General features: G+C 43.4%; 20 protein-coding genes. 15 read left to right on the forward strand and 5 right to left on the reverse strand.

What is annotated here, in order from left to right:
- A partial coding sequence (locus tag ACPUYX_RS03415; protein ID WP_426378330.1) for an IS3 family transposase occupies nucleotides 1-762 on the forward strand: 762 nt, incomplete at its 5' end.
- Between the two features lie 357 nt (nucleotides 763-1,119).
- Here ACPUYX_RS03415 and ACPUYX_RS03420 read toward each other — a convergent pair.
- Nucleotides 1,120-2,832, reverse strand: a complete 1,713-nt coding sequence (locus ACPUYX_RS03420) for a sigma-54 interaction domain-containing protein (protein WP_426378331.1) — start codon at nucleotides 2,830-2,832, stop codon at nucleotides 1,120-1,122.
- 336 nt (nucleotides 2,833-3,168) lie between these two features.
- Here ACPUYX_RS03420 and ACPUYX_RS03425 point away from each other — a divergent pair, with 336 nt between their 5' ends.
- Together ACPUYX_RS03425 and ACPUYX_RS03430 are read left to right on the forward strand one after the other, a co-directional pair.
- Nucleotides 3,169-4,167 (forward strand): DUF2157 domain-containing protein, encoded by a 999-nt coding sequence (locus tag ACPUYX_RS03425; RefSeq protein WP_426378332.1) that lies wholly within the window; start codon nucleotides 3,169-3,171, stop codon nucleotides 4,165-4,167.
- Nucleotides 4,164-4,670, forward strand: coding sequence for a GDYXXLXY domain-containing protein (locus ACPUYX_RS03430; RefSeq protein ID WP_426378333.1), 507 nt, complete (start codon nucleotides 4,164-4,166; stop codon nucleotides 4,668-4,670). The genes ACPUYX_RS03425 and ACPUYX_RS03430 overlap by 4 nt, the downstream gene beginning before the upstream one ends.
- Here the strand turns inward: ACPUYX_RS03430 and ACPUYX_RS03435 are convergent.
- From ACPUYX_RS03435 to ACPUYX_RS03450, 4 genes are all read right to left on the reverse strand, one after another.
- Complete coding sequence (locus ACPUYX_RS03435; RefSeq protein WP_426378334.1) at nucleotides 4,608-5,216, reverse strand: hypothetical protein; 609 nt, start codon at nucleotides 5,214-5,216, stop codon at nucleotides 4,608-4,610. The genes ACPUYX_RS03430 and ACPUYX_RS03435 overlap by 63 nt on opposite strands.
- A 176-nt stretch (nucleotides 5,217-5,392) precedes the next feature.
- Complete coding sequence (locus tag ACPUYX_RS03440; protein WP_426378335.1) at nucleotides 5,393-7,006, reverse strand: ABC-F family ATP-binding cassette domain-containing protein; 1,614 nt, start codon at nucleotides 7,004-7,006, stop codon at nucleotides 5,393-5,395.
- Entirely contained in the window at nucleotides 7,006-7,431 is a 426-nt protein-coding gene (locus ACPUYX_RS03445; RefSeq protein ID WP_426378336.1) for a hypothetical protein, read from the reverse strand. Before ACPUYX_RS03445 ends, ACPUYX_RS03440 begins: the two co-directional genes overlap by 1 nt.
- A gap of 81 nt (nucleotides 7,432-7,512) precedes the next feature.
- Nucleotides 7,513-8,898 (reverse strand): ATP-binding protein, encoded by a 1,386-nt coding sequence (locus tag ACPUYX_RS03450; protein ID WP_426378337.1) that lies wholly within the window; start codon nucleotides 8,896-8,898, stop codon nucleotides 7,513-7,515.
- Nucleotides 8,899-9,099: 201 nt separating this feature from the next.
- On the opposite strand from ACPUYX_RS03450, the gene ACPUYX_RS03455 reads away from it, so the two are divergent.
- The 12 genes from ACPUYX_RS03455 to gatC all read left to right on the forward strand — a co-directional run bounded on the left by ACPUYX_RS03455 (nucleotide 9,100) and on the right by gatC (nucleotide 26,016).
- Complete coding sequence (locus tag ACPUYX_RS03455) at nucleotides 9,100-10,932, forward strand: MutS family DNA mismatch repair protein (protein WP_426378338.1); 1,833 nt, start codon at nucleotides 9,100-9,102, stop codon at nucleotides 10,930-10,932.
- A gap of 281 nt (nucleotides 10,933-11,213) precedes the next feature.
- On the forward strand, nucleotides 11,214-13,262 hold the full coding sequence (locus tag ACPUYX_RS03460) for a methyl-accepting chemotaxis protein (RefSeq protein WP_426378882.1): 2,049 nt from the start codon (nucleotides 11,214-11,216) through the stop codon (nucleotides 13,260-13,262).
- A 100-nt stretch (nucleotides 13,263-13,362) separates the two neighbouring features.
- Entirely contained in the window at nucleotides 13,363-14,754 is a 1,392-nt protein-coding gene (gene asnS, locus ACPUYX_RS03465) for an asparagine--tRNA ligase (RefSeq protein WP_426378339.1), read from the forward strand.
- Between the two features lie 143 nt (nucleotides 14,755-14,897).
- Complete coding sequence (locus tag ACPUYX_RS03470; RefSeq protein WP_426378340.1) at nucleotides 14,898-15,665, forward strand: GntR family transcriptional regulator; 768 nt, start codon at nucleotides 14,898-14,900, stop codon at nucleotides 15,663-15,665.
- A 19-nt stretch (nucleotides 15,666-15,684) separates the two neighbouring features.
- A complete protein-coding gene (locus ACPUYX_RS03475) occupies nucleotides 15,685-16,338 on the forward strand; it encodes a cobalamin B12-binding domain-containing protein (protein ID WP_426378341.1) in 654 nt (217 codons plus the stop codon).
- A 356-nt stretch (nucleotides 16,339-16,694) separates the two neighbouring features.
- Entirely contained in the window at nucleotides 16,695-17,867 is a 1,173-nt protein-coding gene (locus ACPUYX_RS03480) for a uroporphyrinogen decarboxylase family protein (protein ID WP_426378342.1), read from the forward strand.
- A gap of 19 nt (nucleotides 17,868-17,886) precedes the next feature.
- The gene (locus ACPUYX_RS03485) at nucleotides 17,887-18,060 is read left to right on the forward strand and encodes a hypothetical protein (RefSeq protein ID WP_426378343.1); all 174 of its coding nucleotides are present in this window, start codon (nucleotides 17,887-17,889) and stop codon (nucleotides 18,058-18,060) included.
- A 35-nt stretch (nucleotides 18,061-18,095) separates the two neighbouring features.
- Complete coding sequence (locus ACPUYX_RS03490) at nucleotides 18,096-19,931, forward strand: ASKHA domain-containing protein (RefSeq protein WP_426378344.1); 1,836 nt, start codon at nucleotides 18,096-18,098, stop codon at nucleotides 19,929-19,931.
- Between the two features lie 354 nt (nucleotides 19,932-20,285).
- Nucleotides 20,286-22,547, forward strand: a complete 2,262-nt coding sequence (pcrA, locus tag ACPUYX_RS03495) for a DNA helicase PcrA (RefSeq protein ID WP_426378883.1) — start codon at nucleotides 20,286-20,288, stop codon at nucleotides 22,545-22,547.
- 40 nt (nucleotides 22,548-22,587) lie between these two features.
- The gene (locus tag ACPUYX_RS03500; RefSeq protein WP_426378345.1) at nucleotides 22,588-23,520 is read left to right on the forward strand and encodes a putative manganese-dependent inorganic diphosphatase; all 933 of its coding nucleotides are present in this window, start codon (nucleotides 22,588-22,590) and stop codon (nucleotides 23,518-23,520) included.
- Between the two features lie 63 nt (nucleotides 23,521-23,583).
- Complete coding sequence (ligA, locus tag ACPUYX_RS03505; protein WP_426378884.1) at nucleotides 23,584-25,551, forward strand: NAD-dependent DNA ligase LigA; 1,968 nt, start codon at nucleotides 23,584-23,586, stop codon at nucleotides 25,549-25,551.
- Between the two features lie 174 nt (nucleotides 25,552-25,725).
- A complete protein-coding gene (gatC, locus tag ACPUYX_RS03510; protein ID WP_426378346.1) occupies nucleotides 25,726-26,016 on the forward strand; it encodes an Asp-tRNA(Asn)/Glu-tRNA(Gln) amidotransferase subunit GatC in 291 nt (96 codons plus the stop codon).
- The last annotated feature ends 17 nt before the right edge of the window (nucleotides 26,017-26,033 follow it).

Raw genomic sequence — 26,033 nt, forward strand, 5'->3', positions numbered from 1 at the left:
AAAGAAAGTGATAACGAGAAATTTAATAAAGACCTACTTTCAAAGATTAAGGATGCCTACGAAGAAAAGAATGGAATCCTTGGATATCGACAGATGACAATCAAACTGAACCGAGAACATGGTCTTACGGTTAACCATAAACGGATATATAGACTCATGCATATCTTAAATCTAAAATCTGTATGCCGTAGGAAGCGAAAGAATTACATTAAATCAACGCCTGAAATTACTGCAGAAAATGTCTTAAACAGAGAGTTCGAATCTAATGAATTCGGTACCAAATGGCTTACTGACGTAACTGAAATGAAGTATGGCCTTCAAAGTAAGGCTTATCTTAGTGCAATCCTTGATTTATCCGATAAAAGTATTGTTTCCTTTGTACTTGGATATTCCAACAACAACGAACTTGTTTTTAGGACTTTTGACATCGCACATCAGGCATATCCGGCCGCTAAACCGATCTTTCATAGTGATCGTGGCTTTCAATATACGAGCAAGATATTTAAGAAGAAACTGGACAATGCAGGAATGACACAAAGCATGTCAAGGGTATCTCGATGCATTGATAATGGCCCGATGGAATCATTCTGGGGAATGATGAAATCCGAAATGTACTATCTCCATAAATTTAATACTTATGAAGAGTTAGAAGTAGCAATTATAGAGTACATAGACTATTACAATAATCATCGCTATCAGAAGAGATTAAACTGCATGACGCCTTTGGAATATCGTCAATTCCTTTATAGTTCAGCCGCGTAAAAAGACACCAACCATAATTAAATGATTGGTGTAAGATTATTTACCCAAGATTAGACTTTACATGGGACAGCGGATGCTACCCTAAATTAAGGGATGGGGCTTACCCAAAGGAATACTTCCTATGAGCCACAGCCCTTGACCCATAGAAGCATCCGATGTAGGGCCCCATGTCAAGTCTACCCAGAGTCGTTCTCAATTTTCTTTATTTCCACTGTCTACTTGACAGGGGGCAGTTCAAAATCGGCTGTTTTTAAAATTTTGCGATTTAGAATTATCCCATGGTGATTAAGCCTAAAACTGTGAAATCATTTATTCCGACTAAGACTGCTCCACCAATTGTATTAAATTGGGAATTCATTACCCCAAATTGTACTGCTTAAGTTTGTAATAAAGAGTTCCGCGGGAAATACCGAGAAGTTTTGCTGCGGCTGTTTTATTGCCGTGGGTTCTCTCAAGCATGCTGCAGATAGTGTCCATTTCTTTAGACTTATTATCTAGTTTAGAAGAGCCGAAGTTGATTTGGGAACGTATTGAGCCGGACAAGTGAAGGGGTTCAAGTTTGGAGCGTTTAAGGGCTAAAGGCAAGTATTTGGTTTCAATGATACCTTCATCGGCCAAGACCGCTAAGCGCTCTGCAACATTGTGAAGTTCTCGAACGTTGCCGGGCCAGTGATAGTTGAGAAAGGCGACGATGACGGCAGGATCGAGAGATGGCATCGGTCTGTTGTGTTTGAGAGCGGATTCGTGCAGAAAAGCTTGAGCCAATTCAGGAATATCCTCAGTACGTTCTCTGAGGGGCGGCACTTCCAAGGTAATAACATTCAAACGATAATAAAGGTCTTCGCGAAATTCACCCATTTGCATCATTTTTTCTAAATTACGGTTTGTGGCAGCAATAATGCGAGTATTGACGGTAATGGGCTCCGTTCCTCCCAAGCGATAAAAACAGCGATCCTGGAGAACACGCAGGAGTTTAACTTGGAGTCCTAGAGGCAATTCCCCAACTTCATCAAGAAAAAGAGTCCCACCGTGAGCCAGCTCCAATTTGCCGGGTTTGCCTTTCCTTTCTGCTCCCGTAAAAGCTCCGCCGTGGTAGCCGAAAAGCTCGCTTTCGAAGAGTGCTGCGGGTATAGCACCACAATTAAGGGTAATTAAAGGTTTTTTAGAGCGGGGGCTTGCCATATGAATTGCCTGGGCGAAAAGTTCTTTGCCGACACCGCTTTCTCCTGTGATCAGAACAGTCGCCTCACTTGAGGATATTTTCCGGGCAACAGATATTGTATGACGAATGGATTGCCCCTTGCCAATGATCTTACTAAAAGGATCTTCAGGAGAAGGAATTTTTTTCTGAAGATCCCGCAGTTCGGAGCTTGTATTCGACAGTTTTTCGTTCAGTCGAACAATTTGAGTGACATCTTGCTCGCAAGAAATGGCGCCAAGGATTGTTCCGTTATAGACGACAGGAGAAGCATTGATGAGCACATGGGTTCCCGGGCGAGGACTATGGTAAGATTGGCGGACGGGACGGCCTTCGTCTAGGATCTTTAAGGTAGCCAAGGTTTCGAGTTCGAAGAAGTCAGCGATATGTTTTCCCAGGATGTTTTCCTGGGGGATTGAATAGGTGTCTTGAGCCACTGAGTTCCAATGGCTAACGGTTCCTTCTTTAGTAACGACGGTAACCGCTTCATTGACAGTATCTAGGAGCGTTTCGAAAAATGAATTTGTAATTTCATAATGTCGCAAAAGACTATGTATTAACTGGGCTGCTGAAATAACCCCCATAATACTCTCTGAAGAATCAATAATCACCACCGGGCGAAAATCTTCAAAATGTTCTTTATAGAAGGATAGTGCTTGAGTTTCCATGGAAGCAATTAGAGGCCTTTTCCAAGAAGAAGCTTCTATATTGAGAGACTTTGAATCTCTAACAAGGACTTCAGAGGGTTGGCCATTTTGCATCAGAACAAGATGGTGGGAATTAAGCAATTCGGAGGCTTTAGCAAGGGTTGGTTTAGAGCTGAGTATCTTAACATTTCGATCCATTAGGTCGGCAAGGAATAATGAGTTCAAATGTATCACTCCCTTGCTCTTAAACTAACATATAGAAAAGTCGTTGTCACTAGGGAGTATTTTCGTGTCAAACCATACGGAAAATTTATGGAACAAGGAAAGGAAATTTTCCGTCAATTAAGAATAGGTATAGGTAACCAAAGTTTGAATAGAGAAATCTACGCTGAAACAGCCGTACTTGTTTTAAGCACAAACGAGAAAGTTAATCCTTTGCTAAAAAATGATTAACTTATTTTAGAAGTAAGGGGGCTGAAAACAGGAAATATGAATAGAGAGATTAATAAAACCAAGTTCTCCTTAATTAGCACTGAGTTAGACTATTATGGAGAGAACGGGTTGATCAGTGATCAGCAAAAGAAAGATATCCTGGAACTTTACGAAATCAAAGAAGGACTTAATTTTATACGGACTGTAGTAACCATCGGTGCAATTTTGGTGGGACTGGGAATTCTAAGTTTTGTTGCCAGCAACTGGGATGGACTTAATAACTTTGCAAAGCTTAGTATTATATTCGGAACCTATTGCGCAGCAAATGCTGCGGGATATGCTGTAACAGATCAATATCCCAAGACAGGACGGAGTTTAATTTATCTGGGTACATTAGTCTATGGTGCCGGTATTTTCCTTATCGGTCAAATGTATAACTTTGGGGGGGATTTCTCCGGGGCCTTTCTCCTTTGGGCCGTAGGAGTTGTTCCCATGGCATTTCAGCTTAAGGATAAGTATTTAATGCTGTTTGCTAATCTGCTCTTCGGAATTTACTTAACAGGGACGATTCGGCAGGGCGTTCCCTATATAGCCGTGATTGGTGTTCCTCTCTTGTATTTTGCCTTTAACTACTTTGGCAGATCAAAACTTCTTGTCTTCTTTGCCAACGCAGTCACTTTGGAACTGATTTTGGTTCTTTCCTTGAGATTTAAACTGGAAGGGCTTTATATTGTTGCGATTTTCTTTGTGCTTGGGCTTCTAATGTATGGAGTTAACCATAGGCTGGAGCGGGGAATATTTAAAATGCAGGGCAATATTTTGCTGGGGATAAGCGGTGTTTGCTTGACAATTCCGGAATTTTGGCGAGCTCTGATCCCTATGCAATCAACCCGATTAGTAAGTATCATTTTTGCTCTGGCTTTTCTCGCCTTGCTCTTTGTGCAAATAAGAAAAGGAAGTTTAATAAGTCTGATTTTTGTCTGCGTTACAATTTTCAGGTATTACATCGATACCTTCGCTTATTTACCGAAATCCTTGTTTTTCATTGTCGGCGGTTTATTGCTTCTGGGGTTCGGCTATTACTTTGAACGAATGATGAAACGATCACAAGGGGGTATATTAGCATGACTAAAAAAAGAACCTTTCTTTTGGCAGCAGCAATCCCTCTCTTGATCCTTGCAGCAATGACGATAAGGCCAGAGGCAACGGTAGTTTTGGGAAAGGAAATTTTATTGCAAACTAAAGCAGTTGATCCGACGGATTTATTCCGAGGGGATTACGTCTCGATAAACTTGGCAATTTCAGAAATTCCAGAGTCCATGGCTCCCGACGCCTTGCTGAACCTCAGAAAAAAGACCCTATATGTGAGCCTGAAGCCTGCAGGCAAGTTCTATGAAGTTGAGCGAGTCAGCGAAACAAAGCCTAAAGAAGGAATTTATCTGGCAGGGAAAATAAGAAATGATGTCTATACGCCCTCGGGTACATTTTATGTAGACTATTCTCTGGACAAGTATTTTGTGGAGCAGGGCAGCGGTAAAGATCTTCAGCAACGCTCCTATCAGGCTGGTTTAATAGGAAGGGTTAAGGTCTTCGGAGGATACGGAGTCTTGGTTGGACTGACTCCAAGTTAGCAGATTATCCCGCTGTAAAGTTTTTTGGTCGTTTTGGAAAGGGTGGGATGAAAAAATTTCCGGGTCGGCCAACCATACCATTGCTTTTACAGAGGCCAAACCATAGAGAATATGGTTCCATACGGAAGCATAATGGGTTTTTATTTTTGAAGGCTTTTTAAATAAACCGATTTTCTGTCCGCCGGTATAGAGAATAATCCAAGTTAAAAGAGAGGAAACAAGCCCTTTGGCAAGATGATGATCCTTTCCGGTTCTTTTAAGAATATAGAATAATGGTATTCCCAGGACAGTACCCACCGAAAGATGCAATAATTCCCCTAAATAAATGGCAGGTTTTTGCTTGCTATTCGTGGTGGGGGTTTTGAAAAAGGAAGCAGCTATTTGTCCGAAGGTTGCTTCTGTTTTCTTGGTTTTATAAAGCATGGCATTAGAAATATCGGTTGTTACAGCACCAATGAAGCCTCCTAGGAGTCCAATGGTAATGGAATCCTGCAGCTTGCCGATTTTGTTTATTGAATCTGTAGCTTTCAATAATAATTTAATCATGACTAACTTCCCTCCGATTTGCTCAAATTAACTATAGTTTGCTCAGAAGGAATCAATTTAATTTGCAGTTTATGGAATAAAAGAAAGGATGTTCAGATTTTGCTGAACAAGTTCACTAGAAAAAAGCCGTTGCTTTAGAAACTTCAGTTCATAAAGCAACGACTCTCTTGATTATTTTAGTGATACATTGTTTCTAACAGGGCTCGAACATCTTCATTTTCTAAATACTCATCAAAGGTCATTCTGCGATCGACAATTCCTTTGGGAGTTATTTCTATGATACGATTGGCTATCGTTTGCACAAACTGATGGTCTTGGGAAACAAAAAGAATGTTACCGTCCAGATTAGTTAGGGAATTATTTAGGGCTGTTATCGATTCCATATCCAGGTGATTGGTCGGTTCGTCAAAGAGAAGAACGTTAGCGCCGCTGAGCATCATCTTGGCAAACATACAGCGGACCTTTTCTCCCCCGGAAAGAACTTGGGCCGATTTCAAAGATTCGTCGCCAGAGAAAAGCATTCTCCCTAAAAACCCCCGCACAAAGGATTCATCCTGATCTCGGGAAAATTGACGAAGCCAATCGACCAAGTTAAGACCTGTATCAAAGTAAGCAGAGTTATCCTGAGGGAAATAGGCTTGAGTGGTTGTAATTCCCCAACTGAATTCACCGTCATCAGGAATGATTTCTCCCATTAATACCTTAAATAAGGTTGTTTTTGCCTGGCTGTTAGGACCAACCAAGGCAATTTTATCGCCCTTGTTCATGATAAAGGAGAGGTCGTTAAGGACTTTCTCTCCGTCAATACTGACAGTTAAGTTATTAACGGACAAGATATTGTTACCTGCTTCGCGGTCAGGCGTAAAAGCAATGTAAGGATATTTACGGGAGGAGGGCCTGATGTCTTCGAGAGTCAGCTTTTCGAGCTGTTTTTTACGCGAGGTGGCTTGTTTGGCTTTGGAGGCATTGGAACTAAAGCGTTGGATAAACTTTTGCAGTTCCTCAATTTTATCTTCTTTCTTTTTATTGGCCTCTCTCATTAGCCGTAATGCTAATTGACTGGACTCGTACCAAAAATCATAATTCCCGACATAGAGCTGGATTTTCCCGAAATCGATGTCTGCAATATGAGTACAAACTTTGTTTAAGAAATGGCGGTCGTGGGAAACAACAATGACGGTATTTTCATAGTTATATAAGAAGTTTTCCAGCCAAGAAATTGACTGTAGATCTAAATGGTTTGTAGGCTCATCCAATAAGAGAATATTAGGATTGCCAAAGAGGGCTTGAGCGAGAAGAACGCGAACTTTTTCATTACCGCTCAGATCCTTCATTTTTTTGCTTTGCAGATCTTTGGGAATTCCCAATCCCATCAGAAGTTCAGAAGCTTCAGACTCTGCCTGCCAGCCGTTAAGCTCAGCGAATTCCCCTTCTAAAACAGAAGCTCTTAATCCGTCGTCTTCCGAAAAATCGGGTTTGGCATAGAGGGCATCTTTTTCTTCCATAATTTCGTAAAGCTTGGTATGTCCCATGATTACTGTATTCAGCACGTCATACTCTTCGAATTGAAAGTGGTCCTGTTTTAAAACTCCAATTCGTTCGCCTGGAGTTAGGATGACTTCACCGCTTGAAGAATCAAGTTCCCCAGAAAGAATTTTTAAGAAGGTTGATTTACCGGCTCCGTTGGCTCCGATTAAGCCGTAACAGTTTCCAGGCAAGAATTTAACATTTACATCCTCGAATAAGGCTCGTTTTCCGAATCTTAGGGTGATTCCGCTGGTACTAATCATTAAAAAATCGTTCCTTTATAAAGAATTTTGCTTAAAAACATATTATAACATGCTATTTTAATAAAATACAGCAAATAGCAATCCCCTTTAGGCCTGGAAAGTTTGTATCCGGCCAAAGGGGATTTAAGAAGAACGACAGTCAATTTGCTGAAGATATTGTCAAAATAGATTAGTACAATAGTACTAGACTTAAGACGGGATATTTTTGAGAATATGGCCAATGAATGTGAGGAAGACCCTGTTTCTTCCAATATTTTCCTCAGAATAAGAGCTTCGGTCATTGTCCTGGGAAATCCGGCGGGATATTGACATCCTGTGGATAGGGCTTTTTTAATGAAGTGGCAGGCTTTATAAAATCCGTGCTGCTGTGTAACATAACTTAAATTAGGGGTAGTATCAGCAAAGTTATTGAAATAGTCATCCATAAGTGACAGCTCCTTTATTGGTTTATTACATTGTTTGTCACAGTATGAATGACTATGCATTTAATCGATATCGACTTAATGTTAATGAACGGCAAGATGTCCTTCAATCCAGTCAACAAACTGTCTGGCTGTGCGCGCTGAACGTCCGTTATACCAAAGAGCCCATTGCAAAGCTTCTTTGTGTAATGTTGTCTGATCAATAGCTAAGTTTCGGCGGGAGGCAATTCCCTCGACAATCTTGAGGTATTGCTTTTGATCCGGAGATGAGAACACGACATTGATCCCAAATCGATCAGCAAGGGATAATTTTTCTTGCATACTATCACCGGCGTGAACTTCTTCCTCACGATTACTTGATTGCAGGCCCGCTCTTTCGCTGAAATATTCCTTCACCAGATGGCGGCGGTTGGACGTTGCGTAAATGAGGATATTGGAGGTTTTGCTTTCTAAGCCCCCTTCGAGAACAGCTTTGAGAGAGGTATAGTTTTCTTCGTTGTCTCCAAACACCAGATCATCGACGAAAAGAATGAATTTTTGCGATCGGTTATGCAGAAGCCGAAGAATTTGGGGGAAATCAGCCAAGAAGGCTTTGGGGATTTCAATCATGCGCAGTCCCAGAGGATGATATTCATTGAGGATTGCTTTGACTGTTGAAGATTTGCCGGTTCCCCGGTCACCATAGAGAAGCACGTTGTTGGACGGATAACCTTTGAGAAATTGTCTCGTGTTTTCCAGAACCCGGGAGCGTTCATCATGGTAATCGACTAAGTCACGCAGGGTAATGGGGTCGGGCCTTTCAACGCATTTAAGACTGCCGCGGCCTTCAGTTCTCTCCCAAATAAAGGCGATACTGTGGGCAAAGATACCGCACCCATACTGACGATGAAACTCTTTGAGGTCTTGCAGGCAATCGCCCCAGCAGGGGCTTGTAAGAAATTTTTCTTTTAAGGCTCGTAAATGTTCGGGTTCGCGATTGGCTAATAGGGTCGGAGAAAACTCCCAATCAGGTAGGCTTTGCAGGAGCGACTCCGGGAAAGTGCCTGCGTTGTCTGGATAATTTCCTCTGCTGCTATTTTTATAGAGTTTTGCTATTTCGGCTTTTAAGGTTGTTGAATCAAGCTTGGCTATGGTTTCTAGGTTTTTCAAGTCACTGGCAACTGCTTGATCAAGGGCATTTTCCGGCATTGACAGGTGCATAGCCTGTGCGTTAAAGGAAAAGGAATTTTCCTCGAAAATAAGTTGGTTAAGGATATGGTGAGGGAGAGAAAGCCCAGGGCACTTAACAAGTTCGAAGTAAAAATCATTGTAATAATTAACAATGTCACGCAATTGGAGATCCATCTTCTCCAAACCTGCAAGTAACTCTCTGAGTTTTCGAAGTACGGAGTCCTCTAAAAGGTTACGGTAAACGGAAAGGGAATCAAGGGCTAATAAAAATAAATTAGTGCTGCTGTAGCTTCTATTCATTGATGATTCCTCCAATAATAGTACCCCTAATCAATCACCCCCTTAGCCCGGTAAGGGATAAGGGGGCGAAGGGCAAATATTTACACTTAGTATAGCACTCCCCAAGAGAGAAAGGAAGAATGAATGATATAATGGGTAAGTAGTGTATAATGCACTTAAATTGTTTCTGTGGATGGATAATGTAGTATGGGGGATTGCATTTTGAAAGAGGTCGAAAATCATTTAAACCCGGAAGTTAAGTATCAAAAACGAATAGCCATTTATGGTCAAAGGCTGGAAATAATAACTCATCACATCAATCGCCTCAGCAATTTCCGCCTTTTTACCTTTTTAGCCGGAGCGGTTTTAGCCCTAATCTTGTATCTCAATCAAAAGCCTTTCTGGGCAAAGGGCATTATTTTTATTACCTTAGCATGCTTCATAGCCCTGGTCATCTGGCACCAATCCTTGAAAAAGAAGCAAAAGTATCTTCAAGTACTCTGTGAAAATTATGATCAAGCTTTAAAACGTATTATGGGGGAATGGAAATCGTTTACTGACCAAGGGCAAGACTTTGAAGATCCAGAGCACCCTTATGCTGATGATCTGGATATCTTTGGCTCCGGCTCGCTGTATCAATGGATTTCAACGGCCAAGACTTACAGAGGCAGGGAAAAACTTAAGCTGGCTTTGACAGAACTTCCGGAAAACTGCGCAGTAATTCGCAGAAAGCAGGCTGCTATCCTGGAACTGGCTGGAACGATGGCTTGGAGACAGAGGTTTATGGCTGAAGCAACGTTGGCGAAGCGTCCGTTGACTTCTCCTGGAACAATTATTAATTGGGCTAAAACCTATGATTCGACCTATCTTCGCCGCGAGATTCTCCTGGCAGCTCGGGCCCTCCCCTTAATAACCCTGACGTTTTTAATGTTATATTTCTGGAAGCATACGGTATCCTTTTGGTACCCATTAATAGGGCTTATGTTACAAGCCGGTATTCTTCTTCTGGGTAAGCAACGGGGAAAATCTCTGAATGCGGTTTATACCTTTAAAGAGAGTATTCGGATTTATGAGAAAATGTTAGAAAGGTTTGAGAAGAGGTCTTTTAAGGCGGATTATCTGCAAAACCTGAAGGAGAACTTACTTGATCGGGATGGACGGGCGGCTTTTGAACAGATCAGAGAACTTTCGCATTTAGCTGATTTGATCGCCAATCGCGGAAATGCTATGTTCTTAGTCGTTAATGTTCTTACCCTCTGGGATCTGCAGTGTATGATTTCCTTGGAAGCATGGAAGGAAAAGTCAGGCCGTTCTTTTGAGGTATGGGTGGACACAATTGGAGAATTGGAAGCCCTATGCAGCCTGGCTTTAGTTGCGGCGGACCATCCGGAGTGGTGTTTGCCGGTATTGACTTCCGAAAAAACAGGTGTCAGGGCGTTAAGGATTGGTCACCCGCTTTTGGAGAATCCTGTCTGCAATGATTTAAGCATTAGCAATGAATCCGGGATTTTGCTAATAACCGGCTCAAATATGTCGGGAAAGAGTACTTTGCTTAGAACGATTGGTATTAACTTGGTTATGGCTTATGCCGGAGTTCCCGTCTGTGCTCAGGAATTTGGCTGTTCTCTTTTCAGGCTGTTCAGTTGTATGCGAGTCCGTGACAATTTAGGAGAAAATGTCTCTTCTTTTTATGCGGAGCTGTTAAGAATAAAACAAATTGTTGAGGCCTCAAAGCAGGATGCAGAAGTTTTCTTCCTCTTGGATGAGATCTTTAAAGGTACAAACTCTGAAGACCGTCACGCTGGGGCTAAAATCCTGATTCGGCAGCTAAGCAAAGCCGGGTCTATGGGCCTGGTATCTACTCATGATTTAGAATTGGGTGATTTAGAGCGTGAAAGCCGCCGAAAAATCCGCAATTACCATTTCCGGGAGTACTATAAAGATAATCAAATTCTTTTTGACTATAAGCTTCGGCCCGGGGTTTCAACGACCCGCAATGCCATGTATTTAATCAAAATGGCGGGAATAGATGTGGATGGATCTTCCTATCGCTAAATGGCCGAAATTATAGTATATGAAAGGGGTCGTTGTATAATGAGGGGCGTTTATGCATTTTGCAACAGCCCCTTGCGATTGGATAAAAAAGCCAAGAATAAACCATAAATGAAATCCAGATGACAATATTTATGTCATCTGGATTTCATTTATTTTAGCAAAAATATAGTAAAATTGCTCGACACTATGTGAGCTTATTTTCATTTGGAATGTTTACCAGCGGCTAAACGAGTTAAAACGGTTATTTTTGAATTATAGGAGGAGGTTTATAAGTGGACATCATGAGCGAAAAAACTGTTCAAAACGAGAGAAGAAAAATAAGATTTCAACCTTCGATGTCAATCAAAACACGTGTAACTCTTTTAATAGGTGTTGTCATTGTTTTCGTAGTGGTCGTATTATCCGCGGCGGGTCTTTGGAATGCAGAGAAGATGCTTAATACAAGCGAGCTGCAAACCGAAAAGCTTGCGGAACAGGGAATCCGGGATGAATTCAGCAATCGTTTGGACCGAGCTAAATCCTCAGTATTGTCACTAACTATGAACCCGGACGTAGCTAAGGCCTTGGCTGAACGAGACAGGACTGCGCTTGCACAGTTGGTTCAACCTGTTTTTCAAGAGGTGAAGAAGGAGGGCTTTAGTCAGCTTCAATTTCATCTTGCTCCGGCCATTTCCTTTTATCGAGCGCATTCTCCTAATAAATTCGGTGATGACCTTTCGAAAATTCGGCCGACGGTTGTGGCCGCCAATACAGACCATAAGCTTGTCGAAGGCCTGGAAGAAGGCGTCGAAGGCTACGGTTTTCGGGTGGTAGTTCCTGTAAGGTATCAGGATCAATGGGTTGGCAGTGCGGAATATGGCATGGATTTTGGCGACGATTTTTTAAAAACCTTGCAGACGAAGAACCCAGGAGAGTATTTTATTTACCTTCTTGATCCCTCGGCCTCGTTAGTCAAAAGCGTGAAAACAAATGGAGGATTATTGGCGGGTATTGGTAAAGATAATTACCCGGTCCCCGAGGATCGGGTCAAAGAACTTGTTAATGGACAATCCCAATTTGTGGTAAGCGGGGATGGACAGTCTAATATCATGCTCATTCCGTTTAAGGACTATCAAGGTCAGGTGAAAGGTTACATTAAAGCTGTCCTCTCGCGGAGAGCGGTGCTTCAACAATTAAATGCTTTAATCCAGTGGGCTGTTTTCATCGGATTAGTGGTACTTGTCTTAGGGTTGGTTGCAGGTTACATATTCTCACGAAGTTTCACCCGTCCTCTGATTGAATTAGCTCACAATGCGGAAGCCTTAGCGACCGGTGATTTAAGAACTGTTATTAAAGACGACTGGTTCGGGGAGTTGGGGACTCTGGCTCAGGCCATGAAAAAGATGGTTGGAAACACGAAGGATATTTGTTCTTCAATTAATAAAGCCTTAAGTCGTGTTGAAGAGTCGACAAAAGAAATTTCAGCAGCAACAGATCAAACATCTTCCGGAGTGGAACAAGTGGCCGAGAGCATCAATCAGGTAGCTGTTGGGGCTCAAAAAATTGCCCAAAGTACAAGTGAAATAGGAGAACAAAGTTTAGGGATTAATCAAAGTGTCGAATCATTGGCCGGGCATATGGAGCGTATCTCACGCAGTAATGGCGATGTTACGGAGCGTACACAGCGGGGAGAGGTAATGATGAAGGACTTAGCTGCAAAGATGAGTGTTTCAGCCTCTAAAGTGGAAGAAATTCAAACTGTAAGTCATAGTCTTAAAGATCAGACAGGACAAATTCGCGGAATTACGCAAATTATCTCCGGAATTTCTGATCAAACTAATCTCCTGGCTCTCAATGCTGCGATTGAGGCAGCTCGTGCCGGGGAAGCCGGGCGGGGATTTGCCGTTGTGGCTGATGAGGTTCGAAAACTGGCAGAAGGATCACGGCAAAGTGCCGCCCAGATTGCAGAATTAATCGATCAAGTGACTGGAAACGTTGAGATTTCAGCTTGCTCAACGGAAGAAGCATTCTCCTTGATCCATGAACAAGTCGGTATTGGTAATCAGGCCTTACAACAGTTCATGGATATTTCTCAGGGGATGCGAGATGTTTCCGGCTTATTGGAGATCATGTCTGAAGAGGTTCAGCAAGTTGTTCAGATGGGCGAAACAATAGCACGCTCGATACAAGTGATTAGTGACATGTCTCAAGAAGATGCCGGAGCCGCAGAGGAAATTGCTGCTTCATCCGAAGAAATGAGTGCAACGGTTACTTCAATTCGTGATAGTGTTGAACAGTTAATTCGATTGATGGAAGACTTAAAAACTCAAAGCATGAGATTTGTCTCTTAACGGTAATCCTATACCGCAATTTGAAGTTAGAATATCAATAAGGTATAATTGAGACTTAGGAAATTCTTAACTCTCACTGGGATTTTTGAGGAGGAAGACTATGCAAGCGGTTACCGTCAAACAAATTTTCCGAGAGACAGAAACGTTTCTCAATCAAAAGCTGGAAATCTCCGGATGGGTTCGAACAATTCGCACCTCCAAAGCATTCGGTTTCATTGAAATTAATGATGGTAGTTTTTTCGAAAATATTCAAGTAGTCTTTGACGAGAGCTTAGACAACTTTCTGGAAATTGGCAAGCAAACGATCAGTTCAGCTCTTCGTATCCAGGGGACCCTCGTTGCATCGCCGGGAGCAAAACAGCCTTTTGAATTAAAAGCCGAACATATAGAGATTCTGGCTCTTGCGGGAGGGGATTATCCCTTACAAAAGAAGCGTCATACCTTCGAATACTTACGCACAATTGCTCATCTGCGTCCAAGAACAAATACCTTTGCTGCAGTTTTTCGAGTTCGTTCTGTGGTAGCTTATGCAATTCATAAGTTCTTTCAGGAGAAAGGCTTTGTTTATGTACATACCCCTATCATTACGGGGAGCGATGCCGAAGGTGCCGGAGAAATGTTCAAGGTCACGGTTTTAGATCCGGCGAACCCTCCAAGGAATGATGCGGGGGATGTTAACTATGGCGAGGATTTTTTTGGCAAGGAAACGAGTTTAACAGTCAGCGGCCAGCTAAATGTAGAAACCTATTGCATGGCTTTTCGCAACGTCTATACTTTTGGACCTACGTTTCGTGCCGAAAACTCTAATACGGCCAGACATGCTGCAGAGTTCTGGATGATTGAACCGGAGATTGCCTTTGCGGAACTCGCTGACAATATGAAACTGGCTGAAGAGATGATGAAATATATTATCCGCTATGCCTTAGATAATGCTCCTGAAGAAATGGCCTTCTTTAACAAATTTGTGGATAAAACACTCTTTGAACGTTTGGAAAATATCTTGAACTCCGATTTCGGCCATATTACCTATACTGAAGCTGTCAGCCTTCTGGAAAAGGAAAATGCTGAGTTTGAATATCCGGTGCACTGGGGAATTGACCTGCAGACAGAGCACGAACGTTACCTGACAGAAAAGATCTTCAAAAAACCTGTTTTTGTTTCTGATTATCCCAAGGACATTAAAGCGTTCTACATGCGTCTCAACGATGATAATAAGACCGTAGCAGCTATGGATCTTCTTGTTCCCGGAGTTGGAGAGATTATTGGCGGAAGTCAGCGGGAAGAGCGCCTTGAAGTTCTAGAAAACAGAATGAAAGAGTTTGGATTGAAGGAAGAGGATTATTACTGGTATCTTGATCTGCGCAGGTATGGCGGAGTCAAACATGCGGGCTATGGCCTGGGTTTCGAGCGGGTTATCATGTATTTAACGGGAATGTCAAATATTCGCGATGTCGTTTCATTCCCGAGAACTGCCAACACATGTGAGTTTTAAGCCTTTTCGACGGTGCAAAACTAGAGCAACTAGCTAAGGTGAAGGAGATTTCCTTCACCTTATTTTGATGATTGACACCCATATTTTAGCATGTTAAACTTAAAAAAATTCGAAATTTAGCAGACAATTATAAGCAGGAATAGGTGTTTTGGGTGAGTCAAGAAGAAACAGTCATCGATAAAAATTCAGTTATCCCTATATACTACCAGCTTTTTAAGCTGCTTGAGGGACAGATTCGCCGAGGAGATTTGAAACCGGGAGAGTCGTTACCGACAGAAAACGATATCGCTATGCGCTACGAAATAAGTCGAATGACGGTACGGAGGGCAATTTCCGAGCTGGTGGCAGCGGGCATGGTTTATGCTCAGCAGGGAAAGGGGACGTTTGTTGCGACCCCCAAACTGGATAATATCGTTTTTGAATTAAATGATTTTAATCAAGAAATTAGAAAAAGAGGGCTTAATTATAAAACAACTCTCTTAGAAGCTAAAATTGTTAGGGCAGATGAAGCCCTTAAGGAAAAGTTTGAGATTCAGGGGGATGACAAAAGGTTTTTGTTTTTTCGGACGGTACTTGCTGCAGAAAATGAACGGCTATCTTATGAGGTAAAATACACAATTTATAGTAAAAGTAAACCGATCCTTGAATCAGAACTAAAAGATCCAAGTTTGCCGGGCCTAATAGCAGCGCATACGGAATATGTGCCGGTGAGTTCGAAGAAGGTTTTACAGGTTGCGTCCTGTACTCAAGAAGAAGCCTTAATTCTTGGAATCCCTCCTTATGCCCCGGTTTTTCTGATTGAGCAGATCATTTATAATTCAGACCTAAAACCCGTGGGGTGGAGTAAAGCTGTTTACAGGGGAGATCGGTATAAACTAACCAGCTATGATGGCTGGTACAAAAAAGACTAGCTAATTGGGGGTTCATAAGGTGGAAGACGAACTGCAAATAGCGATGGCAAATCTTGATGAAGAAAAGACGTTAAGGCTGGTAAACGAAAGAATTCAAGCCGGCTGCAGCGCTGTCGATATCATTGAGAGCTGCCGGCGGGGTGTGGAAATAGTCGGAGAAAAGTACAGTGACAGCGATTACTTTTTATCGGATCTTATCATGTCTGAAGAAATTCTTAAAGAAGTAATGAGAATTTTGGAACCTCATATCCCTGTCAAGGGCTCCAATAAGGGATTGCAACCGATCATCATGGGTACCATCGAAGGTGATATTCATGATCTGGGTAAGAATATAATTATTTATCTTTTGCGTTCTTCTGGTTACGAAGTTTCTGACTTAGGGGTTGATGTAACACCCGAGAGGTTTGTTCAAGCGGTAAGCGAAACAAAGGCCGTAATCTTAGGAATCAGTGTTTTGCTATCCTTTTGTGTCGGATCGATAAAAAAGGTTGTGGATCTGCTGATTGATGCAGGACTTAGAGATCAAGTGAAAGTTGTAGTTGGAGGATATCCGGTGAATCAGCAGGTAAAAGAATACACGGGGGCAGATTTTTACGCTAATGATGTAACAGAAGCCTTAAAGATCTACCGTAATATTTTAGGAACCAGAGAGGGTTCGGTCTCGCAGACGTGAGACCGAACCTTTTTTAGTCCAATTCTTCCAAAGGTTTAGTTGACCCTATTCATGAGTTGTGATAATATTTCAACAAACTAAGTGTTCTATACATTCCAAACAAAAATGATTACTCTGAAAATTACCAAGAGGGTAACACTATCGAAATATGTTATGAACCACTAATACCCTACTACAATGGTGCCAATACCGTTTTGTATGTAGGGTTACTCTATTTTGGACAAAATTTTGTATCGTTACCGGCAAAGCAGTATTTAGGTTAAGCAAGCGATTGTGTTCAACCGCTATTTCTTAACGCTCTAGAGGGCTTTTGATATGGATGCGGCCGTTTTTAAGAGGAAGGGGTATAAGGGACTATGAACGCTAAGGAAACCCTTTATCAACAACGATTAGATCGTTACATCACTGCTATGGATTGCGGAAAACCAGATATGGTTCCCGTTGCTTTCGGTGTTGGGGAGTGGGTTGCCAAGTATAAAGGGACAACCTTCCAGGAGATTTTTTACGATCTTGATAAAAGTAACTCAATTGTCTCGGAAATGCTGCCGGGCTTGGATTTTGATATTTTCAAGGGTGGTCCATGCCTGTGGTGGCCGCCGATGTTTGATGTTATGGGTTCAAAATTGTATAAATTCCCAGGTATCGGAGTCGATGAAAACTCAACCTTTCAATATAATGAAGAAGAATATATGAAGCCCGATGATTATGACGAATTTACCGCCAGCCCGACGGAATGGCTCGTTAATCATTTTTTGCCTAACATAAGTACTGAACTTGCCAATCCGGGATCATATCGCTCAACAATCGCTCTCATCAAAGGTGCGGCTGCTTTCGCGATGTCCGGAAGCATAACGGCAGCCGCTTACGAAAAATGGACCAAAGAACATGGAATCGTTGGGCAGGGAACCGGATTTACGAAAGCTCCTTTTGATACTTTGGGGGATGCTCTGAGAGGTATGAAAGGAATCCTTCTGGATCTGCGCCGTCGTCCGGAGAAAGTATTAGCCGCTTGTGAGGTCATAACTCCTCATAACGTTAATTGTGGTCTGGCCGGTGCCGGAGCAGATACCCGGTTCCCCTGCTTTGCCCCTCTGCATCGCGGTGCTTATCCTTTCCTTAATCCCCGTCAATGGGAAACGTTCTACTGGCCTTCCTTGAAGGCGACGATTGAAGGCTTGTGGGCTAAAGGCAAACGGATGTTGTTTTATGCCGAAGGTGATTGGACTCCGTATCTGGAGAAAATTGCCGAATTACCTGAGAGAAGTATTATCTTTCAAATTGATACGACAGATGCCAAGAAGGCAAAAAAAGTTTTAGGCGGCAGGTTCTGTCTGCAGGGTGGTGTGCCTACGACCCTGTTAACCTATGGAACTCCGGAAAAGATTCGGGAGCAGGTCAAACGATCTATTGACGAATTAGGCCGTGACGGCGGGTTTATTTTGGATTCCGGCGGGGTCATCATGGGAGATGCCAAACAGGAGAATCTCATCGCCATGATCGAAGCTGCTCGGGAATTTGGCGTTTATTAGAAGATAGGAGGGAAAATCAATGTCAGATAGGGAAGAAACTCTTATTAACCCCAAGCCGGGCGTTTGCGTGCCCTGGGAATTAAAACTCGAAGAACTAGGAGATTTTCCTGGGAATGAGGAAATTGTAAAAAAAGAATGGGAGAAATTAGATGATTTTGCCTACAATTTTATTTGGTTTTGGGTACAACGTTAACATAGACAAAAATAGTTTCGGAAGGAGTGACAGAGATGATTGACGTCAAGTTTTCGAACAAAGTTGTCCAGGTTGAGGATGGAACAACCATTTTACAAGCCATTGGCTTAGCCGGGAGACAAGTTGAGAGCAACTGCGGAGGTAAAGGAACCTGCGGGAAATGTAAAGTTCAAGTCAAGACCGATACCCCTTATTCACCGACGTTGGCTGAAAAGAAGTTTTTATCTGCTTCGGAATTAGAGGCCGGATGGGTCCTGGCCTGTCAACATACTCTAACACAGAATGCAGTGATTCGTCTTGAAGAACAGAAGGATGTTTATCAGAGGAAGACAGATTTTGCCGAGCTGCAGCAAGTCGCTCTGAGCCCCAGTATAACGAAGCATCCCCTTAAACTAGCGCGGCCGACGGTTGAGGATCAAATGTCGGATTGGGATCGCTTAGTTTCTTCTTTACCAGGCAAGGAAACTATCTGTTTTAGCCGTTTCGCTGCGTCAACCTTAGCAAAAGTATTGCGCGACGGTGGCTTTCAGATCACAGCAGTGATGGACGGTAACAGACTGATAGCTGTGGAATCCCATGATACCTCAAACTATGGCTATGGTATCGCTGTCGATATCGGCACCACGACGGTTGTCGTTTACCTTCTGGATATAATTAAGGGTATCATCGTTGACAGCGGTGCCATGACAAATCCGCAGCAGATTTACGGAGCCGATGTTATCTCGCGTATAACCTACGCGGCGGGTGGTTACGAGAAATTGCAAGAAGTTCAAAAGAAAGTGATAGGCGGACTTAATAAAATCATTGCTCAGCTGTGTCAAGAAAACGAAATTCCCCAAGAAGAAATCTATCAGGCTGTGGTAGTCGGCAACACAACAATGGCCCATCTGTTTTTGGGTATTGATCCCACCTATTTAGCTCCTGCCCCTTTTATCCCGGTTTTTCAGCAAATGGTTGATGTTGAAGCTCAAGAGCTGGGCCTAGATATCCTCGCTGCCGGGCGAGTCGTAGTCTTGCCGAATGTGGCCGGTTATGTGGGATCGGATACTGTGGGAGTTATGTTAGCGGCGGGAGCAGATCGTTTAGATGGGGTCAGCCTCATTGTTGATATTGGAACAAACGGAGAGATGGTTCTCAGCGGTAAGGGCAGGATTCTGACCTGTTCAACGGCAGCCGGGCCGGCCTTTGAAGGAGCTGAAATCCGTTATGGAATGCGGGCTGCAGAAGGTGCGATCGAAGGTGTAAACATAACTGCGGATGTGGAATTAAAGATTATCGGTGAAGGAAAAGCCCGAGGTATCTGCGGGTCCGGTTTGATTGATGCCATCGCCGAAATGTTTAAGGCAGGAGTTATTACTTCTTCGGGACGTTATGCCAGTGAACCGGAAGAACTGGAACAATTGCTTCCGCGGGTACGCGAGAGATTGCGAAAAGGTGAGCGGACGAACGAGTTTGTACTTGCTTGGGGAAACGATACGGCCAGCGGTGAGGATATAGTTCTTTCCCAAAAGGATATTCGAGCACTGCAATTGGCTAAAGGGGCAATCAGTGCGGGGATTATGCTTCTTGTCAGAGAAATGGGAATTACTCCTTTAGAGATTGACAGGGTGCTTCTGGCAGGGGCCTTTGGCAATTATATTAAGAAAGAAAGTGCTCTGGGAATCGGATTGCTGCCGCCATTGCCCTTGGAAAAAATTCATTCCATTGGCAATGCTGCCGGCGATGGAGCCAAAATGGCCTTACTTTCCCTTGAGGAGCGAAGACGGGCTGGGACAATGGCAAAACTGGCAGAACATATTGAGCTTTCCAATAAGAAGGAATTCCAGGACGAATTTTTGAAAGGCCTCGATTTTGAGGGGGTTTTTGAATAATTTTAATTATGCCTTATTGTGCAGGGGTGGTTTAAGGTTAATGGAACAACGTATGTCTCCATTAACCTTATTTATGTTGCTTTAAGGGAATTTACAAGTGAAAATGGAAGGGAATGAGCAATGTATGTCCAAAAGGCCGGAATATTTCGGTCAATTTTTCCAGCAAGGGATAATATACTGCAAAATACTGGAATAAAAGGCCCGTTATGAGGGTTTCATTATAACAATCATTACTACTTGATATAGGGAAAAATTATAATGAGTCCGTTCAAGGGAACCGCCCCTCAGAAATCAAGCAACAGTCTGGACGAACAGTATGTTATAATATGTACAAGAAGTGAGGTGGAGTGGTTAATGTATCGGTTAGACGATTTGAATTCAGTACAAAGAGAAGCTGCTGAGCATCAGGAAGGGCCGCTTCTTATTCTGGCCGGTGCAGGATCAGGAAAGACTCGAGTGCTTACTTACCGAATTGCTCATTTAATTGCCCGGGGCGTTGAACCGGGTGATATCTTAGCGATTACGTTTACGAATAAAGCGGCTAAAGAGATGCGGGATCGAGTGACTGCCCTCGTGGGCAGTGAAGGTCGGGGACTTTGGGTCAGCACCTTCCATTCAGCTTGTGTACGCATTCTGCGGCGGGATATTGAGCATATGCCAGGCTATACCCGGAATTTTGTTATTTATGATGCCGGAGATCAACTGGCCTTGATCAAAGGATGCTTGAAGGAAAAGAATCTGGATGAAAAGAAGTTTTCTCCGCGCAGTGTTGCCGCAGTGATTAGTGATGCCAAAAATAGACTCCTCGATCCTGATGGATTTGCCAGTCAGGCCAGCGATTATTTCCAGAGTAAAGTCGTTGATCTGTACCGGGATTATCAGAAAAAACTGCGGACGAATAATGCCCTTGATTTTGATGATATTATTATGCTAACCGTTAAGCTGTTTCGAGAAGATGAGAGGGTTTTGGACTATTATCAGGAGAAATTCCGCTATATTATGGTTGATGAATATCAAGATACGAATCACGCCCAATATGTGCTGGTAAAGCTGCTGGCCAGTCGTTACCGCAATCTCTGTGTGGTAGGCGATGATGATCAGTCCGTTTACAGATGGCGCGGGGCTGATATTCAGAATATCCTTGATTTTGAACGGGATTATCCTGAAGCTAAAGTCATCAAGCTTGAACAGAATTATCGGTCTACTCAAAAAATTCTTGACGCTGCTAATGCCGTTGTAAGGAATAATGAAGGGCGCAAGGAAAAATCTCTCTGGACAGAGAATTCGGAAGGGCAGCCCATCGTTTGTTATGTAAGTAATGATGAACGGGATGAAGCAAGATATGTGGTGGAACGAATTCAGCGTTTGCATGAACTGGAAGGCCGTCCCTACAGCGATTTTACAATTCTTTATCGTACGAATGCCCAATCTCGAATACTGGAAGAACAGCTTATGAAAGCAGCTTTGCCTTACCGGATTTTTTCAGGCCTGAAATTCTATCAGCGCTTAGAGATAAAAGATATGCTGGCCTATCTGAGGGTTATTTATAACCCTTCAGACCAAGTCAGCTTTGCCAGGGTACTCAATGTTCCTAAACGAGGTCTGGGAGAAAGTACTCTGGAGAAAATTCTGGAATATGCCAATGAACAAGGAATGCCCGTTCTTGATGCGATTCTGGAAGCAGATTATATTCCTGAATTGACGACCCGGGCCAAGAAACCTTTATTGGCTTTTGCCCATTTAATGCAAGGGTTAGTCGAGTTTTCCCAAAATGCCACTGTGACTGACTTAGTTAAGGAGATTTTAAACAAAACAGGCTACCAAGGGATTCTGGAAGCAGACAATTCACCGGAGGCCGAAGCCCGATTGGAAAACTTGTTGGAGTTTCTGTCCGTTACGACGGAGTTTGATGTCTTGGCTGCTCAAGCTGAGGCCGATGGAGAAGAGGAGCAGAGCCTCGGCGGAGTCAGCGGTTTTTTAGAACAAGTGTCTTTGGTCGCGGATATTGATGAACTGGATCCTACGGAAGAATCCATTGCCCTAATGACGATGCACAGTGCCAAAGGCCTGGAATATCCTGTCGTTTTCGTCGTTGGTATGGAAGAGGGAATTTTTCCCAGCAGCAGATCCTTTCTTGATCCCTCTGAATTGGAGGAAGAGAGGCGACTCTGTTATGTAGCTATCACACGGGCACGTGAAAAACTTTACTTGTGCAATTCAGAGATGCGTATGCTTTATGGCAAAACCCAATATAATCCACCTTCGCGGTTTTTAGAGGAGATTCCGTCAGAACTAATGACGGATATCGATCCACTCGATCCGCCTAAACTGCGTTCAAATACTTCACCCAAATCATTTCAGAGACAGGAGGGCAAGCCGGATCGGAGAACCCCTTTGGGGTCCGGCACCTGGGAGAAAGATTTTGGCAGCCCGGTTGTCATTAAAGGAGGTGAGGCTCATCACGTAGGAGAAAAGGTTGAGCATGCAAAATTCGGACGAGGAATTATTGTCTCAATCAAGGGTGAAGGAAATCAGGCAGAATTGACAATTGTATTTGACGGTGGAATTGGAATTAGAAAACTTCTGGCGGAATATGCCAAACTAACGAAGCTCTAAATGCATTTTGAATTTTAAAGAGAAAGGTTTAGGTGTTATAATGGATAAGATTTATATTGTTGGTCATAAAAACCCAGATACAGATTCAGTTTGCTCTGCAATTGCTTTAGCTCGTTTAAAAGAACTCACCGGCGTTGAAAATTGTGTTCCTGCTACAGCAGGTAAAATCAATAAAGAGACTGAGTTTGTTCTTAACTATTATGGAGTTGCAGTGCCTGAAGTTTTAGCGTCTGTTGAAGCTAAACAAAAAATGATCCTTGTTGACCACAATGAATATGGTCAAGCTGTTGCAGGTGCAGATCAAGCTCAGCTTGTACAAATCGTTGACCACCACAAAGTTGGCGGATTCCAAACTGCTGAGCCTCTTTATGTACGGATCGAACCTGTCGGCTCCACCTGCTCCATTGTTGCTCAAGCATACAAGGAAAAAGGTTTAGTTCCTGAAAAAGCTATCGCTGGTATCTTACTGGCTGCTATTCTTTCCGATACGGTTATTTTCAAATCCCCAACCTGCACTGAGTCAGATAAAGTTATTGCTGCTGAACTGGCAGCTATTGCCGGCGTTGATCCTAAAACCTTTGGTGTTGAAATGTTCAAAGCCGGTTCTAATATTGCTGAACGCACTCCGCAAAGCATGATTGAAGAAGACTTCAAAGCCTTCACCATGGGATCCAACAAGATTGGTGTCGGTCAAGTCAGCTTGATGGGTATGGATGGATTTGAAGACGTGCGGGCAAACTTAAATAAAGGACTTGAGGACTATCGCGTTGCTCAAGACCTGCGTTATATCTGCTTAATGGTTACCGATATTTTAAGTGACTATACCGAATTGATCGTTAAAGGGGATAAGCCGGAAGAAGTTGCTAAAGCTTTCGGTAAAGAACTCGTTAATGGCAGCGTTGAGCTTCCAGGTGTTCTGTCCCGTAAAAAACAAGTTGTTCCGCCAATGACAACTTATTTTTCAGCGAACTAATTAATACAAAGCAACATAATAAGGAGACGGGAGGAAATTTTGGTGCAGGATGAATTCGAGCGTATGAGATGGTTGAGGGAAGAGATAGAGGCTGCGAATAAGCAGTACTACCTGCTTGATCAACCCACCATGACTGATGCGGACTACGATGCCCTCATGCGCGAATTGCTGAGCCTAGAAGCGAAACATCCGGACTGGGTTACTCCCGATTCTCCAACTGTACGAGTCGGGGGAGAGGTTGCCAAAGAGTACTCTAAAGTACGTCATTTGGAACCTCTCCTTAGTTTAGATAATGCCTTTTCCGCAGAAGACCTGAGGGAGTTTGACCGCAGGGTGCGCCAAGTGACATCGTCTGTTGACTATGTGGTGGAACTTAAGATTGATGGCTTAACCGTTGCACTTACCTATGAGAACAGCTTGCTGGCGGTGGGGGCAACTCGCGGTGATGGTGAAGTGGGTGAGGATATTACCGCCAATGTGAAGACGGTTAAATCCATCCCCTTGCGCTTAAAAGACGAGGTGTCAGGGCTAAGTGTCCGGGGAGAAGGATATATGCCGAAGGCCTCTTTTGCCCGCCTGAATCAAGAACGGGAGGAGGAAGGACTGTCAACATTCGCCAACCCCCGTAATGCTGCTGCAGGATCTCTGCGCCAATTAAACTCCAAAATAACGGCTCAGCGGAAGCTGGATTATTTTGCCTATCAGGTGTTAGGAGCAAACGAGTTAGGCTTACATAACCAAAGGGAAGTCCTTGCGTATTTAAAAGAACAAGGGTTTGTTGTTAATCCGGAATATAGAATTTTTCAGACTATCGAGGAAGTTATTGCTTATTGTGAGCGGATGTCCTCGGAACGTCACGGGTTCTCTTATGATATCGATGGACTTGTTATTAAAGTGAATGACTTTGCCGTTCAACAAGAATTGGGCTTTACGGCCAAAAGTCCCCGTTGGGCAATTGCTTATAAATTTCCTGCGGAACAAGTAGAAACGGTTGTCGAAGATATTCTTATTCGTGTCGGCCGAACGGGAGTATTAACGCCTACGGCAGTTCTGAGACCTGTTTTAGTAGCAGGGTCTACGGTGAGCCGGGCGACTCTTCATAATCTTGATAACATTCGCCAGAAAGATATTCGCATTGGCGATCATGTTCTGCTGCAAAAGGCCGGTGATGTCATCCCTGAAGTTGTAAGGATGCTGCCGGAGAAACGAACGGGAGAAGAACGAATCTTTGCAATGCCGGAATATTGTCCGGAATGTCAGAGCCCTGTCCGCCAAGAAGAAGGTGAAGTAGCCTATCGCTGTCAAAGTATCATCTGTCCGGCGAGACAACGGGAGGGAATTATTCACTTCGTCTCTCGTGATGCCATGGCCATCGATGGTCTGGGTCCTGCAGTGATTCAACAGCTCCTCGATGCCAATCTGATTTCTGATGCGGCGGATCTATATTCCTTAACCTTCGAAGAGCTCATCCCGCTTGAGCGGATGGGCAAGAAATCGGCTGAAAACCTCTTGAAGGCCATTCAGGAAAGCAAGACCAGGGGCTTGGGACCTTTGATTTTTGCCTTAGGGATTCGCCATACGGGAGAAAAGGCCGGTAAAATCCTGGCTCAGAGGTTCGGGTCAATGGAGCGGCTTATGCAAGCGTCTCTGGAGGAATTACAAGAAATCCCCGACATCGGTCCGACTATGGCAGAAAATCTCGTCTATTTTTTCAGTTTGGAGAGTACTAAACTCTTTATTGAAAAATTGAGCCAGGCCGGAGTTGACATGACGGCTGAGATAACCTCAAAACCGCAGATTTTTGCCGGCAAAAGCATTGTGGTCACGGGTTCTTTAGAACGCTGGGACCGACGGGAGATTGAAAAGGTTATTGAAGATCACGGCGGTAAAGCAGCCAGCTCGGTGAGTAAAAAGACAGCTTTCGTTATTGCTGGGGAGAAAGCCGGTTCCAAGCTGACAAAGGCCCAGGAGCTTGGAGTACAAGTGCTGACGGAAGATGAGTTTGAGGCCATGCTGAAACAGGAGGCCTAGGGGATAAAAAGGTGAAGGAAGAAAGGGACGGAACCAAGGACGGTTCTTTGCGCTATCCTGTCGGGATATTGCAAAGAACCGTCTTATTTGCATGATTTGCATATGTTGCCCCAATCTTCCAGATTTGCTATTATAAATAGATAGCGAAAAAATAGTCAAAGGAAGGTGAATTTGATGGCAATTTCACGTGAAGACGTTATATATGTCGCCGGATTGGCACGTTTAGAGTTAAACGAACAAGAGATTCAAGACTATACCCAGCAGCTGAACTCTATTTTAGATTATGCTGCAATGCTGGAACGCCTAGACACCGATAACGTTGTCCCGACGGCTCATGCTGTTCCTCTGCATAATGTCCTGCGGGAGGACGAAGTAAAACCTTCAATTAGCCACGATAAAACCTTAAGAAATGCCCCGGATGCCGAAGAAGGATTTTTTAGAGTTCCCAGAATTAGTCTCACATAGAAAGGAGGGGCTGGCAT

Source organism: Desulfosporosinus sp. SYSU MS00001 (assembly GCF_049943955.1).
GTDB lineage: Bacteria > Bacillota > Desulfitobacteriia > Desulfitobacteriales > Desulfitobacteriaceae > Desulfosporosinus.

Coding starts and splice junctions, on each gene's coding strand:
- ACPUYX_RS03430 (WP_426378333.1), top strand. CDS start 4,164: ATGACTAAAAAAAGAACCTTTCTTTTGGCAGCAGCAATCCCTCTCTTG.
- ACPUYX_RS03445 (WP_426378336.1), bottom strand. CDS start 7,431: ATGGATGACTATTTCAATAACTTTGCTGATACTACCCCTAATTTAAGT.
- ACPUYX_RS03435 (WP_426378334.1), bottom strand. CDS start 5,216: ATGATTAAATTATTATTGAAAGCTACAGATTCAATAAACAAAATCGGC.
- ACPUYX_RS03480 (WP_426378342.1), top strand. CDS start 16,695: ATGAACGCTAAGGAAACCCTTTATCAACAACGATTAGATCGTTACATC.
- gatC (WP_426378346.1), top strand. CDS start 25,726: ATGGCAATTTCACGTGAAGACGTTATATATGTCGCCGGATTGGCACGT.
- ACPUYX_RS03450 (WP_426378337.1), bottom strand. CDS start 8,898: ATGAATAGAAGCTACAGCAGCACTAATTTATTTTTATTAGCCCTTGAT.
- ligA (WP_426378884.1), top strand. CDS start 23,584: ATGAGATGGTTGAGGGAAGAGATAGAGGCTGCGAATAAGCAGTACTAC.
- asnS (WP_426378339.1), top strand. CDS start 13,363: ATGCAAGCGGTTACCGTCAAACAAATTTTCCGAGAGACAGAAACGTTT.
- ACPUYX_RS03460 (WP_426378882.1), top strand. CDS start 11,214: ATGAGCGAAAAAACTGTTCAAAACGAGAGAAGAAAAATAAGATTTCAA.
- ACPUYX_RS03485 (WP_426378343.1), top strand. CDS start 17,887: ATGTCAGATAGGGAAGAAACTCTTATTAACCCCAAGCCGGGCGTTTGC.
- ACPUYX_RS03440 (WP_426378335.1), bottom strand. CDS start 7,006: ATGATTAGTACCAGCGGAATCACCCTAAGATTCGGAAAACGAGCCTTA.
- ACPUYX_RS03490 (WP_426378344.1), top strand. CDS start 18,096: ATGATTGACGTCAAGTTTTCGAACAAAGTTGTCCAGGTTGAGGATGGA.
- pcrA (WP_426378883.1), top strand. CDS start 20,286: ATGTATCGGTTAGACGATTTGAATTCAGTACAAAGAGAAGCTGCTGAG.
- ACPUYX_RS03500 (WP_426378345.1), top strand. CDS start 22,588: ATGGATAAGATTTATATTGTTGGTCATAAAAACCCAGATACAGATTCA.